This window comes from Nocardia sp. NPDC003482, assembly GCF_053588115.1.
The window spans coordinates 37,261-51,349 of record NZ_JBSFPI010000001.1; the positions used below are offsets into that span (position 1 = coordinate 37,261).

Below are 14,089 nucleotides of genomic sequence, written 5' to 3' on the forward strand. Positions count from 1 at the left end.
TGGAAAAAGACGCAGCAGAACGGAGATCCATGACGGCCAGACGGACCGGTCCATTCACCACCGGTGACCGGGTGCAGCTGACCGACGCCAAGGGCCGCCAGCACACGGTCGTGCTGGAGGCGGGCAAGGAGTTCCACACCCACAAGGGACCGATTCGCCACGACGACCTGATCGGCGCCGACGAGGGCTGCGTCGTCCAATCCGCCAACGGCACACCGTATCTCGCGCTGCGGCCGCTGCTCATCGACTACGTGCTGTCCATGCCGCGCGGGGCCGCGGTCATCTATCCGAAGGACGCCGCGCAGATCGTGCACGAGGGCGATGTGTTCCCCGGCGCGCGGGTCCTCGAGGCCGGGGCCGGATCGGGCGCGCTGACCTGTTCGCTGCTGCGCGCGGTCGGGCCGACGGGCACGGTGGTCTCCTATGAGATCCGCGACGACCACGCCGAGCACGCGATCCGCAATGTCGAGCGATTCTTCGGCGAACGCCCCGCCAACTGGTCGCTGACCGTCGGCGACGTCGCCGAATACGCCGGTGACCAGGTCGACCGCGCGGTGCTGGACATGCTCAAACCGTGGGACGCGCTGCCCGCGGTGGCCAAGGCGCTGATTCCCGGCGGTGTGCTGATCGTCTACGTCGCCACGGTCACCCAGCTCTCGGAGGTGGTCGAGGCGCTGCGCCAACAGCAGTGCTGGACCGAGCCCCGCGCCTGGGAGTCGCTGATCCGGCCCTGGCACGTCGTGGGTTTGGCGGTGCGCCCCGAACACCGGATGCAGGGACACACCGCGTTCCTGGTCAGCGCCCGCCGCCTCGCCGACGGCGTGGTCCCGCCGAAACCGCAACGCCGGCCGTCCAAGGGATGAGGGTGCCGAAACCGCAACGGCGACCGTCCAAGGGATGAGAGTGCCGAAACCGCAACGGCGGCCGTCGAAGGGGTGAAACGGCGAACGCACCCCGATCCGAATCCGCCCGAAGCGGACGAGTTTGCGCGGAAGGGGTGCGTTCGCGTGTCGGCACTTGCGCGGCGGCGCGTGGTGCGATGTGCTGGAAAAGTGCAGCGACTCAGGGATTTACGCCTGGCAGGGCGCCTTGCCCATGGCCAGGATCTGACACGCGCTGGCATCGGAGAGCTGCCAGCCCGACCCGGCGCGCTGCCAGGTCATCGGCATCGCCGGGGCGGCGCCGTGCGGCGAGGCGATGACCACCTGCGCGGTGGCGGTGTCGCCGTCGACCTTCACGTCGGACACGGTGAACCCGATCGTGCCGTAGTTGGCCAGCCCCTGGGTCATCGTGTCGATGTTGGTCGCCCGCTTCTGCCCGTCGACGATCAACTTCTCCTTCTCGGCGGTCGGCTTGGCCGGATCGACGAAACCCGCCAGGGTGGCCTGCAACGACTCCGGTGTGGGCGCGGCCGCGGGCTGCGCGCCGGTACCCGTCGCGGAGCTGGTGACGCTGGTCACAGCGCTGCTGGGCGTGCTGCTGGCCGGAGCGTCGTCGGACGAGTCCGACCCGCACGCCACCAGGCCCGTAACGGCGAGGGCCCCGAACGCGGTAGCCACGGAAACACGAACAGTCCGTGCGACGTTGCCACTACAACGGGTTCGGCCGGTGGGAAGGAGCATCGGCTACACACCTTTCGGTTCGGTCCGGCGAAATTCGCTCGTCGGAAACGGGTTAGGGCAGGCTAACATGGTTGTCCGGCCGCAGGCCGCCACCGAGATGTGATCACGACGAAACCATGTCGGAAAGCGAGAACGGTTCGCGCCCGGTAGCGTTGATAGACCGGGACTGGGAGGAGCAGCATCATGAGCCCCATCGAGAATTCGGATTCGGCGGCCTGGAGGGAACTCGAGGCAGTACGCGCCGAGGCGGCTGCACTCCGAAGGCAACTCGCCGACTCGCCGGATCGGTCAAGGGAATTGGAAGCGCGGATCGATTCGCTGACGATTCGCAACACCAAACTCATGGACACCCTGAAGGAAGCCCGCCAGCAACTGGTCGCCCTGCGTGAAGAGGTCGACCGGCTGGGTCAGCCGCCGAGCGGCTACGGCATCCTCATCGGCGTCTACGACGATCAGACGGTCGACGTGTTCACCTCCGGCCGCAAGATGCGCCTGACGTGCTCGCCGAACATCGACACCAGCACGCTGCACTACGGGCAGACGCTGCGCCTCAACGAGGCGCTCACGGTCGTCGAGGTGGGCACCTACGACCAGACCGGTGAGATCGGCACGCTGCGCGAGGTTCTCGACGACGGCCGCCGCGCCCTCGTGGTCGGGCACGCCGACGAGGAGCGCGTGGTGTGGCTGTCGGGCCCGCTGAGCCGCCTGGTCGACGTGGACGACGTCGACGATCCCGATCAGCCGATCCGCCGGTTGCGCCCCGGCGACTCGCTGCTGGTCGACACCAAGGCCGGCTTCGCCTTCGAGCGCATCCCCAAGGCCGAGGTCGAGGACCTGGTCCTCGAGGAGGTGCCCGACGTCGGCTACGAGGACATCGGCGGCCTGTCCCGGCAGATCGAGCAGATCCGCGACGCGGTCGAACTGCCCTTCCTGCACAAGGACCTGTTCCACGAGTACGCGCTGCGCCCGCCGAAGGGCGTGCTGCTCTACGGCCCGCCCGGCTGCGGTAAGACGCTCATCGCCAAGGCGGTCGCCAACTCGCTGGCCAAGAAGATCGCCGAGGCCCGCGGCGAGGACGCCAAGGAGGCCAAGTCCTTCTTCCTCAACATCAAGGGTCCCGAGCTGCTGAACAAGTTCGTCGGCGAGACCGAGCGGCACATCCGCATCATCTTCCAGCGGGCGCGCGAGAAGGCGTCCGAGGGCACGCCGGTGATCGTGTTCTTCGACGAGATGGACTCGATCTTCCGCACCCGCGGTTCGGGCGTCTCCTCCGATGTGGAGACCACGGTCGTGCCGCAGCTGCTCAGCGAGATCGACGGCGTCGAGGGCCTCGAGAACGTCATCGTGATCGGCGCGTCCAACCGCGAGGACATGATCGACCCGGCCATCCTGCGGCCCGGCCGCCTGGACGTGAAGATCAAGATCGAGCGGCCCGACGCCGAGGCGGCGCAGGACATCTTCTCGAAGTACCTCACCGAGACGCTGCCGCTGCACGCCGACGATCTGGCCGAGTTCGGCGGCGACCGCGCCAAGTGCACCAAGGCGATGATCGAGCGGGTCGTCGAGCGCATGTACGCCGAGAGCGAGGACAACCGCTTCCTGGAGGTCACCTACGCCAACGGCGACAAGGAGGTCCTGTACTTCAAGGACTTCAACTCCGGCGCCATGATCCAGAACATCGTGGACCGCGCCAAGAAGTACGCGATCAAGTCGGTGCTCGAGACCGGCAACCCCGGCCTGCGCATCCAGCATCTGTTCGATTCGATCGTGGACGAGTTCTCCGAGAACGAGGACCTGCCCAACACCACGAATCCCGATGACTGGGCCCGCATCTCGGGCAAGAAGGGCGAGCGGATCGTCTACATCCGCACCCTCGTCACCGGCAAGAACGCCTCCGCCAGCCGCGCGATCGACACCGAGTCGAACACCGGCCAGTACCTGTAGGCATCCGAGTCCGAGAGGCCGCGCTCCCGTTGGGGGCGCGGCCTTTTCGTATGCGAGCTGGCCGATCATGGCCGCGTGATCTAAAATTTGGCCATGCGGCCAGAAAATGAGCCGGGTGGTCGACGGCGCTCGTTCATCGAGGAGGCGCGGCGGCGGCAGATCATCGCGGCGGCGGTGGAGGTGATCTCCGAGGTCGGGTATGCGAGTGCGTCGCTGGCGCGGATCGCGAAGCGGGCGGGGATCTCCAAGGGGGTGATCTCGTATCACTTCGACGGCAAGGACGAGCTGATGGCCGAACTGGTTGTGCAGCTCTATGTTTCGGGGGCGGAGTTCATGGCGCCGTTGGTCGAGGCGGCCGAGGGGTGGCGGGCCAGGTTCATGACCTATCTCGCATCGAATCTGGAGTTCATCGAGGCGAACCGCACGTATGTGGCCGCGTTGACCGAGGTCGTGCGAAATTTGCGGAACCCCGACGGCACGCCGCGGTTCACCTCCGTCGACGGGGAGGAACCGGTCATCGCCCCGCTCATCGAGCTGCTGCGCGAGGGCCAGGCCGACGGCACGTTCGGCGACTTCGATCCGGTGGTGATGGCCAAGATCGTGCGCGACACCATCGACGGCGCGGCCGGTCGCGCGATCCGGGAACCGGACTGGGATGTGGGCCGATACACCGACGAGGTGTGCCGGTTGTTCGATCTCGCTACGCGAAAGGGGAGTGCGCGATGAGTACGACGGTGGAGACGGTGACGGGGGAAGGGAGAGTCGCCGAACAGCGGCCGCCGTTCGCGACGGCCGGGGTGGCGGCGGTGGTGGTCGTCGCGGCGGCGGGCCTGCTCGCCTCGGTCGGCCGGTACGGATTCTTCGGTGACGAGCTGTATTTCGTCGCTGCGGGCCGCCGCCTGACCGTGAGCTACGCCGATCAGGGCCCGCTGCTGCCCGCGCTCGCCCGGCTGATGGATCTGCTCGCCCCGAATTCGCTGGTGGCGCAACGGCTTCCGGCGGTGCTGGTGACGCTGGCCGCCATCGCGCTCAGCGCCGCCATCGCGCGGGAACTGGGCGGCTCGCGGACCGCGCAGGTGCTGACGGCTGTCGGCTACGCGGTCTCGCCGTTCCTGCTGCCGCAGGGAACCCAGTTGTCCACCAACGCCATCGACACCGCGCTGTGGGTGCTGATCGGCTGGCTGCTCGTGCGCTGGGTCCGCACCCGCCGCGACGATCTGCTGCTGTGGGCGGGCGTGGTCACGGCGGTGGACATGCAGGTGAAGTGGCTGGTCCCGTTCCTGTGGCTCGCCATCGCCCTCGGCGTGCTGCTGTTCGGCCCCCGGGAGCTGTTCCGCCGGCCCGCGCTGTGGTGGGGCGCGGCGATCGTGGCGATCACCATGCTGCCCAGTCTGTTCTGGCAGGCCCGGCACGGCTGGCCGCAGCTGGGCATGGGCGCGCAGGTCGCCGCCGAACAGGAGATGATCGGGGGTCGGCTCACCTTCGTCCCGCTCGCTCTGCTCGTCGCGGGCGGCCTCGGCCTGGCGCTGGTGGTCTGCGGATTCCTCGGCGTGTTCCGGCTGGAGTCGTTGCGGCCCTACCGTTTTCTGGCCGTCGTGCCGGTGGTGCTGCTGGTGGTGTTCGCCGCGACCGACGCCCGCCCGTACTACCTGGTGGGCGCCTATCCGATGGTCATGGCGGCGGGCGCGGTGTGGTGGACGCGGCGTCCCGCGCGCTGGCGGACGATCGTCGCGGGCGTGGTCGCGCTCGCCTCGGCGGCGACGGTGGTGGTGAGCTTGCCGTTGAAGCCGGACAGCGCGATCGAACCGGCCGCCGACGAGGAACAGGCCGCCCTGGCGATGAGCGTCTACGCGAAATTCGGCTGGCCCGAACTGGCCGCGGCCACCGCCACGGCCTACCGCTCGCTGCCCGAACCCGAGCGCGCCCACGCCGTCGTGATCGCCGACTCCTATTGGCAGGCAAGCGCTCTGGACTTCTACCGCACCGGCAACGCGTTGCCCGAGGTGTTCAGCCCCAACCGCGGCTTCGGCTATTTCGGCACGCCGCCCGATTCCGCGACCACCGTGGTCTGGGTCGGCGGCGACGGCGCCGAACCCCGGCGGCAGTGCGCCGCGATGACCCCCCTCGGCCGCGCCGACGCCCGGCTCGGCTTCCCCGGGATCACCCGCGACGTCACCATCTGGCGCTGTGCCGATCCAGTGGAACCGTGGTCGCGCGCCTGGCCGAACATGTTGCGGCTGGGCTGAATTCGAGGCTCACTCGGTCGTGGTCACCGACTGCAACACGATGGCCGAGGCCGGAGCCCCGTCCGGTGAACCGTCCTGCGTGCCGCCCGCGGCGATGTTCTGCAACACGTCCATCCCGGTGGTGATGTGGCCGAACGGGGTGTACTTCGGCGGCAGCGGGGAGTTCGAGTACACCAGGAAGAACTGGCTGCCGTTGGTGTTCGCTCCGGAGTTGGCCATGGCGACGGTGCCCGCGGGATACGTTGCGCCGTCGAGGTTCTCGTCGGTGAAGTGGTAGCCGGGGTCGCCGGTGCCGGTCGCGGTGGGGTCGCCGCACTGGAGCACGAAGATGCTCGAGGTGGTGAGCCGATGGCAGCGGGTGTTGTCGAAGTACCGCTGATCGGAGAGGAACTTGAACGAGTTGACCGTGCGCGGGGCGCGGGCCGCGTCCAGGGCGATCGCGATCGTGCCGCAGTTGGTCTGGAGATTCGCGGTGTAGGCGGCGTTCGGATCGATGGCCATGCCGGGCTCGGCGGGCCACTTCTGGTTCGTGGGCTGGGCGTCGGCCGCGGTCATGCAGCCGGGGGCGGCGGTGTGCGCGGCGCTGGGCAGGGCGGCCGCGCGGCCCGTCACCAGGATCGTGATCGCGAGCCCGGCGGCCAGCAGGCCCAGGCGGCGAATGGTCTTGCCGCGACCGCGCTTTCGGCGGGCGGGCGGGTTCGGGTCGGTCTGCGGAACGCTCTGCACCGGGGGGAGCCTCCTTGATCCGGTCACACGGGATGTCGTGGCGCATCATTCCATGCCGAACGGTGTGTCCGGGAGCGGAGTCGGCGAATCGATACGGAAAAGCCGGGCGCGGGCGTTGTGAGGTCCTACAGTGTGGCCCAGCAGTTGCTCGTTGACGACAAATATCCGGCGAGAACGGAGCGGAAATGAAACGCATCGCTGTGGGTGTGACGGGAGTGGGAATCGCGTTGGCCGCCGCGGCGGCACCGGCGTCGGCGACCCTCCCCGAGGGTGTGTATTGCGCGGGCACGCTGTGCGTGAACAGCACGAGCACCCCGCAGACGGTCACCGGCGTCGCCGTGTGCCCGACCGCGCAGCTGCCGGTGAGCTGGCTGGTCGAGCCGATGAGCGCCGCGTCGCTGGGGATGGTGTGCCCCACCGGCGTTGCGCCGCAAGCGGTTCAGTTCTGACGGCGTTCCGGTGAAGGGCGCCGCGGCCTCGGTCGCGGTGCCCTTTTCGATATCGAGCGCTGTTACTGTCGCCCGCATGAAGGTGCAGTTGCGGCACAACCCCTCCTCGACGGTCGCGCGGTGCTTCCTGTCCGGGGGCGAGCCGATGCGGGTGGAAACCGGGGCGATGTTGGCGCATTCGGCGGGGGTGACGCTGACGGCCAAGGCCGAGGGCGGTCTGCTCGCCGGATTGAAGAGGTCGGTGCTGGCGGGGGAGTCGTTCTTCGTCTCCACGTTCACCGCGCCCCCGCAGGGCGGCTGGGTCGATGTGGCGCCCGCGCTGCCCGGCGACATGCTGTCGCTGGAGATCGCGCCGGATCGGCCGTTCTTCATCAGCCGCGGCAGCTGGATCGCCAATTCCCATGGCGTGCAGATCGAGACGAAGTGGGGCGGGCTGGCGAACCTGTTCGGCGGCGAAGGCGGTTTCGGCCTGCGCGCGCACGGGCAGGGCGAGGTGGTGCTCGGGGTGTTCGGCGCGATCGATGTCATCGACCTCGGGCCCGGCGAACCGGTGACCATCGACAGCGGCCACGTGGTGGCCTACGACCTCGGCGTCGCTTTCAGCATCCGCCGCGCGGTCTCGGGCCGATCGCTGCAATCGCTGAAGTCGGGGGAGGGCCTGGTGTTCGACTTCACCGGCCCCGGCCGCGTGCTGTTGCAGACCCGCAACCCCGGCGCCTTCGCGGCCTGGGCGGGCGCGGTGACTTCTTCCGGATAAAAGGAGTCCGGGTGGCGGGGTCCCCGCGCCGAGGAGGACCATGAGCGTATGCGCGTGCGCGCGCACACCGAACAGCCCGCCGGCCCCGCAGACCCGGTGGGCTGTTCGTTTCGGGGCCCCGGGTACGAGGGCCCGGGGGAGGTGCGGGTCGGCGGGTGCGAGGGCCCGGCGGAGGAGCCGGTCAGCGGGTGCGGGCGGCCGGGATGAGCTGCGGGATCAGCACGCGGGTGTCGGGGACGAAGGGCCAGGTCGGGTCGGCGAGGTGGTCGAGGAGTTCGGTGTCGGACCACCACCAGCCGTCGGCGATCTCCTCGGGCTGGTGGCGGATCGGTCCGTCGTAGGGCAGCGTGTAGGCGAACAGGTGGCAGCGCATCGGGCGTCCCGCCCACTCGCCGTCCCACGACACGCGCGCTGCGGGGGTCAGCGCGTCCTCTCGCGTCGTGATGCCCAGTTCCTCGCCCACCTCGCGCGCGGCCGCGGACCGTGGCTCCTCGTCGGGGCCGAGCACCCCGCCCGCGAGGCAGTCGTGCATTCCGGCGAAGACCGCCTTGGTCTCGGTGCGGCGGTGCACGTAGATCCGGCCGGTGCGCGGGGAACGCACCAGCACGCCCGCGCTCGCGTGCCACAGCCCCTCGGCGTAGACGCGGGCGCGTTCGGCCGTCCCGGTCCGGTTCCCGGCGGCGTCGTAGACCGCGATCACCTCACCCATGCGCGGCCCTGTCGTGCGCTTCGGCGTACACCGCGCGCAGCTGCGCCTCCGCGTCGCCGAGGTAGTCGGCCAGCAGCGCCGCCGCGGTCGCGCCCTCCCCGCGCGCCAGCGCGTCGAACACCTCGTGATTGCGGTGCAGATACGGTCGATGGAAGATCTCCGGATCGGCGACCACATGGAAGATCAGCCGCAGTTCGTTCCACACCCCCGACATCAGCGAATCCAGCAGGCGGCTGCCGTTGAGCGCGGTCACCGCGCGATGGAAGTCGACGTCCGCGGTGCCCACGCCGGTCCAGTCCGCCTGCGCCGCACAGCGTTCCGCGCGCTCGAGCGCCGTCCGCACCCGGGTGAGATCGGCGTCGGCGGGGTCGCGCAGCGCCGCGCACTCCACGATGCGACGGCAGCGATAGACCTCGGCGATGTCCTCGACCGTCGGAACCCGCACGAACACACCGCGATTCAACTCGTGGGTGACCAGCCGCTCCTCGATCAGCGTGCGAAACGCCTCGCGCAACGTATTGCGCGATACCGTCAGCGCCTCGCAGATATCCCGCTCCGACAATCGCGTGCCCGGCCGGAAGGTGCCGTCCAGGATGCCGGCGCGGACGATGTCGGCGACCTGTGCGCTGCGGCTCGCGCGGTCGAGCTTGCCGCGATGCGCGGCCAGCTGGGCGTAGGTGTCGACGGCGGGATTCGCCACGGTCCTCCTCGGGAGCCGATTCGCGTGCGGTGCGGACGGATTCGAGACTACTCGTCGAAGATCACCACCTGCGAACGATCCCATCGAAGTATTGCGGGATTGTTCAACAATTCTTACCATGAGACGTGGAACACACCGCGCTCGGCGCTCGCCCGGAGGGGGCATCGTGACCTATTCCTTCATCTCCGCACCCGGCGGTCCGCGTCCGGCGGACCGCACCACCCGCCCGTTCGACTGGTTCCGCACCCTGGGCGCCACCGGTCGCCGGGCCTTCTTCGGCGCCTTCGGCGGATACGGCATGGACTCCTACGATTTCCAGGTGCTGCCGCTGGCCCTCGGGGCGATCGGCTCCTATTTCGCGATCGGCACCGGTCGTTCGGGGCTGCTCACCACCGTGACGCTGGTGGTGTCCGCGCTGGGCGGGGCGATCGCGGGCGCGCTGGCCGACCGCATCGGGCGGGTCCGCACCTTGCAGGTGACCATCGCGATGTACGCGGTGTTCACCGTATTGTGCGGGCTCGCATGGAATTTCGAGAGCCTGCTGGCGTTCCGGGCGTTACAGGGACTCGGCTTCGGCGGCGAGTGGGCGGCCGGGGCGATCCTGGTCGCGGAGTACGCGCCGCCCGAGTACCGCGGCCGGGCCGTGGCCTATGTGCAGAGCGCGTGGGCGGTCGGCTGGGCGCTGGCCGTCGGGGTGTACACGCTGGTGTTCCAGCTGTTCGACGAGCGGGTGGCCTGGCGGGTGCTGTTCTTCACCGGGGCGCTGCCCGCGCTGCTGATCGTATGGGTGCGGCGCAGCGTCACCGACGCGCCCGCGGCCACCGAACGGCGGGCGAGCGCGGCCGAACGCGGCCGCTTCGACGCGATCTTCCGGCGAGATCTGTTGCGCACCACCGTGTTCGCGGCCCTGTTGGCGACCGGGGTGCAGGGCGGGTACTACACGCTGGCCACCTGGCTGCCGACCTACGTGCAGAAGACGCGGCACCTGACCGTGGTGGGCACCGGCGGCTATCTGATCTTCGTGGTCAGCGGCGCGTTCCTCGGTTACGTCTGCGGCGGTATCCTGACCGACAGGCTGGGCCGCAAGCGCAATATCCAACTGTTCGCCGTACTGTCGGTGGTGTTCATGGTCTCCTACACCCGGATTCCGCAGGGCGCCGACACACTGGTGCTGGTGCTCGGATTCCCGCTGGGCTTCGCCACCTCCGCGATCTTCTCCGGCTTCGGGTCGTACCTGTCGGAGCTGTTCCCGACCGCGGTGCGCGGCACCGGGCAGGGCTTCACCTACAACTTCGGCCGGGGCGTCGGGGCGGTGTTCCCCACCGCGGTGGGCTACCTGGCGGGCACCTCGCTCGGGCTCACGGGTGCGATGCTGTTCGGTGCGGTCGGGTACGCGCTGGCGGTGCTGGCGCTGCTCGGCCTGCCGGAGACGCGCGGGCGAGAACTGGTGTGAGCGTGGGCATGTCACGAATCGAGGGAGAGTGATGATCGATCTGAACAGCGATCTCGGTGAGGGTTTCGGCGCCTGGACGATGGGCGATGACGAGGCCCTGCTCGACATCGTCACCAGCGCCAACATCGCCTGCGGCTTCCACGCCGGGGACCCGTCGATCATGCGCCGCACCTGCGAGCTGGCGGTGGCGCGCGGGGTGCGGATCGGGGCGCACATCTCCTACCGCGACCTGGCCGGTTTCGGCCGCCGCGCGATGGCGGTCGCGCCGCGCGAGCTGACCGACGAGACGCTGTATCAGATCGGCGCCCTCGACGCCTTCGCCCGGGCCGCGGGCGACCGGGTGCGATACGTGAAACCACATGGTGCGCTGTATCATTCGGCGTCATCCGATCCGGCCGTGGCCGAGGCGGTCATCGCCGCCGTCGCGGGCTACGGGGAGCTGAGCGTGCTCGGGCCGCCCGGTTCGCGATTGCAGGCCGCCGCTGAGGCCGCGGGCGTACCGTTCCACGCCGAGGGTTTCGCCGACCGCGCCTACACTACCGCCGCGACCCTCGTCTCCCGATCCGAACCGGGCAGCGTGCTCGACCCGGAAGCCGCGCTGGCCCAAGCGGTGTCGATCGCGGTCGACGGCGCGACCCGAGACGTCGACGGCGCGACGGTGCGCGTGCCCGCCCGCAGCCTGTGTGTGCACGGCGATTCGCCCGGCGCGGTCGCCATGGCCCGCTCCATCCGAGAGGCGTTGACCGCCAAGGGCGTTCGATTGGCGGCCTTCGCGTGAGGACGGCATGACCGCCCCCCGCATCCTGCCCGCCGGGGACCGGGCGCTGCTGCTGGAACTCCCGCAGCGGCTGACCCCCGCCGCGCTCACCGACCGGTTGCGCGCGGACGCCCTGCCCGGTATCGCCGACCTGCTCCCCGCCGCGCGGACCGTCCTGGTGACCCTCGCCCCCGACGCCGTCCCGGCGAAGGTGACCGACCGGCTGGAACATGTCCTCGCCGAATTCGCCGAGCGGGACGCGGTTTCCCCCGATCCCGGTGCCGCGCCCCTCGAGATCCCGGTGCGATACGACGGTGACGACCTCGCCGAAACCGCCGCACTCCTGGGCATCTCCGCGGACGAGCTGATCACCCGGCACACCGACCACCTCTGGCAGTGCGCCTTCATCGGTTTCGCACCCGGCTTCGGTTACCTCACATCTCCCGACGCCGATCTCACCGTCCCGCGTCGCGACCGCTCGCGCACCAAGGTGCCCGCCGGATCGGTCGCCTTGGCGGGCGGTTACAGCGCGGTCTACCCCCGCAGCTCCCCGGGTGGCTGGCGCATCATCGGCCGGACGGACACCGTGCTGTGGGACCTCGACCGTCCTGAACCGGCCGCCTTGCGGCCCGGTGCGTCGGTGCGGTTCGTGCGGGTCGAGGGAGGGACCGGGTGAATGAATGGCGTTGTGCGACAAGGGAATACCCTCCGGATCCGCGCGCGTTTCGTGCACTTCGGGGAGGGTGCGCATACGTGACTGAGTGGCCTCGTGCGGTGGGGACGTGTCGTGCGGGGCGTTGTGCGCCCAAGACGCATCGACAGGGTCTGGGCCGCAGTGCGTTTCGGGCAGCGAGGGCGGTGGGCGCGGAGCGTCCTGATCCGTTCGTGCTGGTTTGGTCCGGTACGGGCGGGCCGGGGACGGGAGGCGTTCATGGGTGAGGCGGTGTTGCGGGTGCTCGCGCCCGGGATGTTCAGTACCGTGCAGGATCTCGGGCGGGCCGGGTGGTTTCACGCGGGTGTCGGGGTGTCCGGGGCGGTCGACCGGGGCGCGTTGGGGCTGGCGAATCGGCTGGTGGGCAATGCCGAATCGGCGGCGGGGATCGAATGCGTGCTCGGCCGGTTGCGACTCGAGGCGACCCGGTCCGCGGTGGTGGCGGTGACGGGGGCGCCCGCGCCGATCACGGTGGACGGGCGCGTGGAGGGGCTGGCGTCGGTGCTGTTCCTCGAGGCGGGACAGCGGCTCGAATTGGGCGTCGCCGCAACGGGTTTGCGCTGTTATGTCGCCGTCCGCGGCGGCATCGACGTCCCGCCCGTCCTGGGCTCCCGCAGCCGCGACACCCTCGCCGGTCTCGGCCCCGAGCCCCTGCGCGCGGGCGACGAAATCCCCATCGGACCCGCCCCCCGCACCTGGCCCACCCTCGAACTCGCCCCCCTCGCCGCGCTGACCGACGACCCGCTCCCCGTCCGCGTCCGCCTCGGCCCCCGCGACGACTGGTTCCACAACCCCACCGACCTGTTCACCGGCCACTGGCGCGTCGCCACCGACTCCGACCGCATCGGCCTGCGCCTCGACCGCCCCGACGACGCACCCCCCTTGCGCCGCAGCGTATCCGGCGAACTCCCCACCGAGGGCATGCCCCTCGGCGCCATCCAGATCCCCCCGTCCGGCCAACCGGTCGTCTTCCTCGCCGACCATCCCATCACCGGCGGCTACCCGGTCGTCGGCACCGTCGTCGACGCCGACATCGACGCCCTCGGCCAGGCCCGACCCGGCCGCGTGATCCGTTTCCGGCCTTGGCTTTCGTAGCCGGGTCATGTGCTCGGTGACGGGACGTTCTCGATGCCGATATCGACGCCCTCGGCCGAGGCTGGTCCGTATTCGGACCTTGGCTTCCGTAGCCGGGTCATGTGCTCGGTGACAGGACGTTCTCGACGCCGATGCCGATGCCCTCGGCCAAGCCGGGCCGCGTGATCCGTTTTCGGCCTTCGCTTCCCTAGCTGGGGCATGTGCTCGGTGACGGGACGTTCTCGATGCCGATATCGACGCCCCCGGCCCGGCCGCGTGATCCGTTTCCGGCCTTCGCTTCCCTAGCCGGGCCATGTGCTCACTGTCGAAACGTTCTCGATGCCGACACTGGTGCCGCCCTCAGCTCGGCCGCGTGATTCGTTTCCGGCCTTGGCGACCGTAGCTGGGCCATGTGCTCGGTCACAGGATGTTCTCGATGCCGCGTTGGTGGTTCCGTACGAGCGCCGCGGGACCGTTCGGGGCCGTGGGGGAGGGGTGGCGGCGTAGCCTGTGGGGCGCAAGGGACTTCCGAGAGAGGACGCTCATGCCGTTGCCGCGGGCGCTGGCCAGGTTCAACCGTCGGGTCACCAATCGAGTCGCGGGGCCGCTCGTGCGCCGGTCGTCCGCCTTCGGGATCGTCGTGCACAAGGGACGCAGATCCGGGCGGGTCTATCGCACCCCGGTGACGATCTTCGCCCGCGACGACCGGTATCGGATCGCCCTCACCTACGGGCGCGATGCGGATTGGCTACGGAATATCCTCGCGGCGGGCGACTTCGAACTCGAGACCGCGGGGCGGGCGCTGCCGCTGACCGATCCCACGGTGCGGCACGATCCGGCCGCGAGTTGGGCGCCGCTGCCCGTACGTCCGGCGCTGCGCGCGATCGGCGCGGAATATTACGTCGAGGCGCGTCCGGCCTGACCGTCGCGGCCCGCGCCC

15 protein-coding genes are annotated in these 14,089 nt (G+C 69.9%); 11 read left to right on the forward strand and 4 right to left on the reverse strand.

Translation table 11 applies throughout. The features are described from left to right. Positions 1-29 precede the first annotated feature (29 nt). The gene (locus tag ACWDSJ_RS00155) at positions 30-863 is read left to right on the forward strand and encodes a tRNA (adenine-N1)-methyltransferase (protein ID WP_387357191.1); all 834 of its coding nucleotides are present in this window, start codon (positions 30-32) and stop codon (positions 861-863) included. A gap of 207 nt (positions 864-1,070) precedes the next feature. On the opposite strand, the gene ACWDSJ_RS00160 is transcribed toward ACWDSJ_RS00155, so the two are convergent. Beyond that, the gene (locus ACWDSJ_RS00160) at positions 1,071-1,559 is read right to left on the reverse strand and encodes a hypothetical protein (RefSeq protein ID WP_450028501.1); all 489 of its coding nucleotides are present in this window, start codon (positions 1,557-1,559) and stop codon (positions 1,071-1,073) included. 246 nt (positions 1,560-1,805) lie between these two features. Between ACWDSJ_RS00160 and arc the strand changes: the two genes are divergently transcribed. The 3 genes from arc (at position 1,806) to ACWDSJ_RS00175 (ending at position 5,812) form a co-directional block, all read left to right on the forward strand. Then, complete coding sequence (gene arc / locus ACWDSJ_RS00165; RefSeq protein ID WP_387357195.1) at positions 1,806-3,566, forward strand: proteasome ATPase; 1,761 nt, start codon at positions 1,806-1,808, stop codon at positions 3,564-3,566. Between the two features lie 93 nt (positions 3,567-3,659). Then, positions 3,660-4,292 carry a TetR/AcrR family transcriptional regulator gene (locus ACWDSJ_RS00170; protein ID WP_450028502.1) on the forward strand — a complete coding sequence of 211 codons (633 nt, stop codon included), beginning with the start codon at positions 3,660-3,662 and terminating at the stop codon, positions 4,290-4,292. Beyond that, positions 4,289-5,812 carry an ArnT family glycosyltransferase gene (locus tag ACWDSJ_RS00175; RefSeq protein WP_450028503.1) on the forward strand — a complete coding sequence of 508 codons (1,524 nt, stop codon included), beginning with the start codon at positions 4,289-4,291 and terminating at the stop codon, positions 5,810-5,812. The genes ACWDSJ_RS00170 and ACWDSJ_RS00175 overlap by 4 nt, the downstream gene beginning before the upstream one ends. 9 nt (positions 5,813-5,821) lie before the next feature. Here ACWDSJ_RS00175 and ACWDSJ_RS00180 read toward each other — a convergent pair whose 3' ends face one another. Continuing rightward, positions 5,822-6,538 (reverse strand): peptidylprolyl isomerase, encoded by a 717-nt coding sequence (locus ACWDSJ_RS00180; protein ID WP_387357201.1) that lies wholly within the window; start codon positions 6,536-6,538, stop codon positions 5,822-5,824. A 185-nt stretch (positions 6,539-6,723) separates the two neighbouring features. Here ACWDSJ_RS00180 and ACWDSJ_RS00185 point away from each other — a divergent pair, with 185 nt between their 5' ends. Both ACWDSJ_RS00185 and ACWDSJ_RS00190 read left to right on the forward strand, forming a co-directional pair. Beyond that, entirely contained in the window at positions 6,724-6,987 is a 264-nt protein-coding gene (locus ACWDSJ_RS00185; RefSeq protein ID WP_387357202.1) for a hypothetical protein, read from the forward strand. A 76-nt stretch (positions 6,988-7,063) separates the two neighbouring features. Beyond that, positions 7,064-7,744: a TIGR00266 family protein gene (locus ACWDSJ_RS00190; RefSeq protein WP_387357204.1), complete on the forward strand. Its 681-nt coding sequence runs from the start codon at positions 7,064-7,066 to the stop codon at positions 7,742-7,744. Positions 7,745-7,925: 181 nt separating this feature from the next. On the opposite strand, the gene ACWDSJ_RS00195 is transcribed toward ACWDSJ_RS00190, so the two are convergent. Together ACWDSJ_RS00195 and ACWDSJ_RS00200 are read right to left on the reverse strand one after the other, a co-directional pair. Continuing rightward, positions 7,926-8,453: an NUDIX hydrolase gene (locus ACWDSJ_RS00195; RefSeq protein WP_450028504.1), complete on the reverse strand. Its 528-nt coding sequence runs from the start codon at positions 8,451-8,453 to the stop codon at positions 7,926-7,928. Beyond that, positions 8,446-9,153: a GntR family transcriptional regulator gene (locus ACWDSJ_RS00200; protein WP_450028505.1), complete on the reverse strand. Its 708-nt coding sequence runs from the start codon at positions 9,151-9,153 to the stop codon at positions 8,446-8,448. The genes ACWDSJ_RS00195 and ACWDSJ_RS00200 overlap by 8 nt, the downstream gene beginning before the upstream one ends. 166 nt (positions 9,154-9,319) lie before the next feature. Here ACWDSJ_RS00200 and ACWDSJ_RS00205 point away from each other — a divergent pair, with 166 nt between their 5' ends. The 5 genes from ACWDSJ_RS00205 to ACWDSJ_RS00225 all read left to right on the forward strand — a co-directional run bounded on the left by ACWDSJ_RS00205 (position 9,320) and on the right by ACWDSJ_RS00225 (position 14,071). After that, entirely contained in the window at positions 9,320-10,606 is a 1,287-nt protein-coding gene (locus ACWDSJ_RS00205) for an MFS transporter (protein ID WP_450028506.1), read from the forward strand. A gap of 28 nt (positions 10,607-10,634) precedes the next feature. Then, positions 10,635-11,384 carry a LamB/YcsF family protein gene (locus ACWDSJ_RS00210; protein WP_450028507.1) on the forward strand — a complete coding sequence of 250 codons (750 nt, stop codon included), beginning with the start codon at positions 10,635-10,637 and terminating at the stop codon, positions 11,382-11,384. Between the two features lie 7 nt (positions 11,385-11,391). Continuing rightward, on the forward strand, positions 11,392-12,039 hold the full coding sequence (locus ACWDSJ_RS00215; protein ID WP_450028508.1) for a 5-oxoprolinase subunit B family protein: 648 nt from the start codon (positions 11,392-11,394) through the stop codon (positions 12,037-12,039). A gap of 255 nt (positions 12,040-12,294) precedes the next feature. After that, positions 12,295-13,170 carry a 5-oxoprolinase subunit C family protein gene (locus tag ACWDSJ_RS00220; RefSeq protein ID WP_450028509.1) on the forward strand — a complete coding sequence of 292 codons (876 nt, stop codon included), beginning with the start codon at positions 12,295-12,297 and terminating at the stop codon, positions 13,168-13,170. A 523-nt stretch (positions 13,171-13,693) separates the two neighbouring features. Next, complete coding sequence (locus tag ACWDSJ_RS00225; RefSeq protein ID WP_450028510.1) at positions 13,694-14,071, forward strand: nitroreductase family deazaflavin-dependent oxidoreductase; 378 nt, start codon at positions 13,694-13,696, stop codon at positions 14,069-14,071. Positions 14,072-14,089 lie beyond the last annotated feature (18 nt).

Bases quoted from the DNA above. Each gene is read 5' to 3' on its own strand.
- ACWDSJ_RS00155 (WP_387357191.1), top strand. From the start codon at position 30: ATGACGGCCAGACGGACCGGTCCATTCACCACCGGTGACCGGGTGCAG.
- arc (WP_387357195.1), top strand. From the start codon at position 1,806: ATGAGCCCCATCGAGAATTCGGATTCGGCGGCCTGGAGGGAACTCGAG.
- ACWDSJ_RS00170 (WP_450028502.1), top strand. From the start codon at position 3,660: ATGCGGCCAGAAAATGAGCCGGGTGGTCGACGGCGCTCGTTCATCGAG.
- ACWDSJ_RS00175 (WP_450028503.1), top strand. From the start codon at position 4,289: ATGAGTACGACGGTGGAGACGGTGACGGGGGAAGGGAGAGTCGCCGAA.
- ACWDSJ_RS00185 (WP_387357202.1), top strand. From the start codon at position 6,724: ATGAAACGCATCGCTGTGGGTGTGACGGGAGTGGGAATCGCGTTGGCC.
- ACWDSJ_RS00190 (WP_387357204.1), top strand. From the start codon at position 7,064: ATGAAGGTGCAGTTGCGGCACAACCCCTCCTCGACGGTCGCGCGGTGC.
- ACWDSJ_RS00195 (WP_450028504.1), bottom strand. From the start codon at position 8,453: ATGGGTGAGGTGATCGCGGTCTACGACGCCGCCGGGAACCGGACCGGG.
- ACWDSJ_RS00215 (WP_450028508.1), top strand. From the start codon at position 11,392: ATGACCGCCCCCCGCATCCTGCCCGCCGGGGACCGGGCGCTGCTGCTG.
- ACWDSJ_RS00220 (WP_450028509.1), top strand. From the start codon at position 12,295: ATGGGTGAGGCGGTGTTGCGGGTGCTCGCGCCCGGGATGTTCAGTACC.
- ACWDSJ_RS00225 (WP_450028510.1), top strand. From the start codon at position 13,694: ATGCCGTTGCCGCGGGCGCTGGCCAGGTTCAACCGTCGGGTCACCAAT.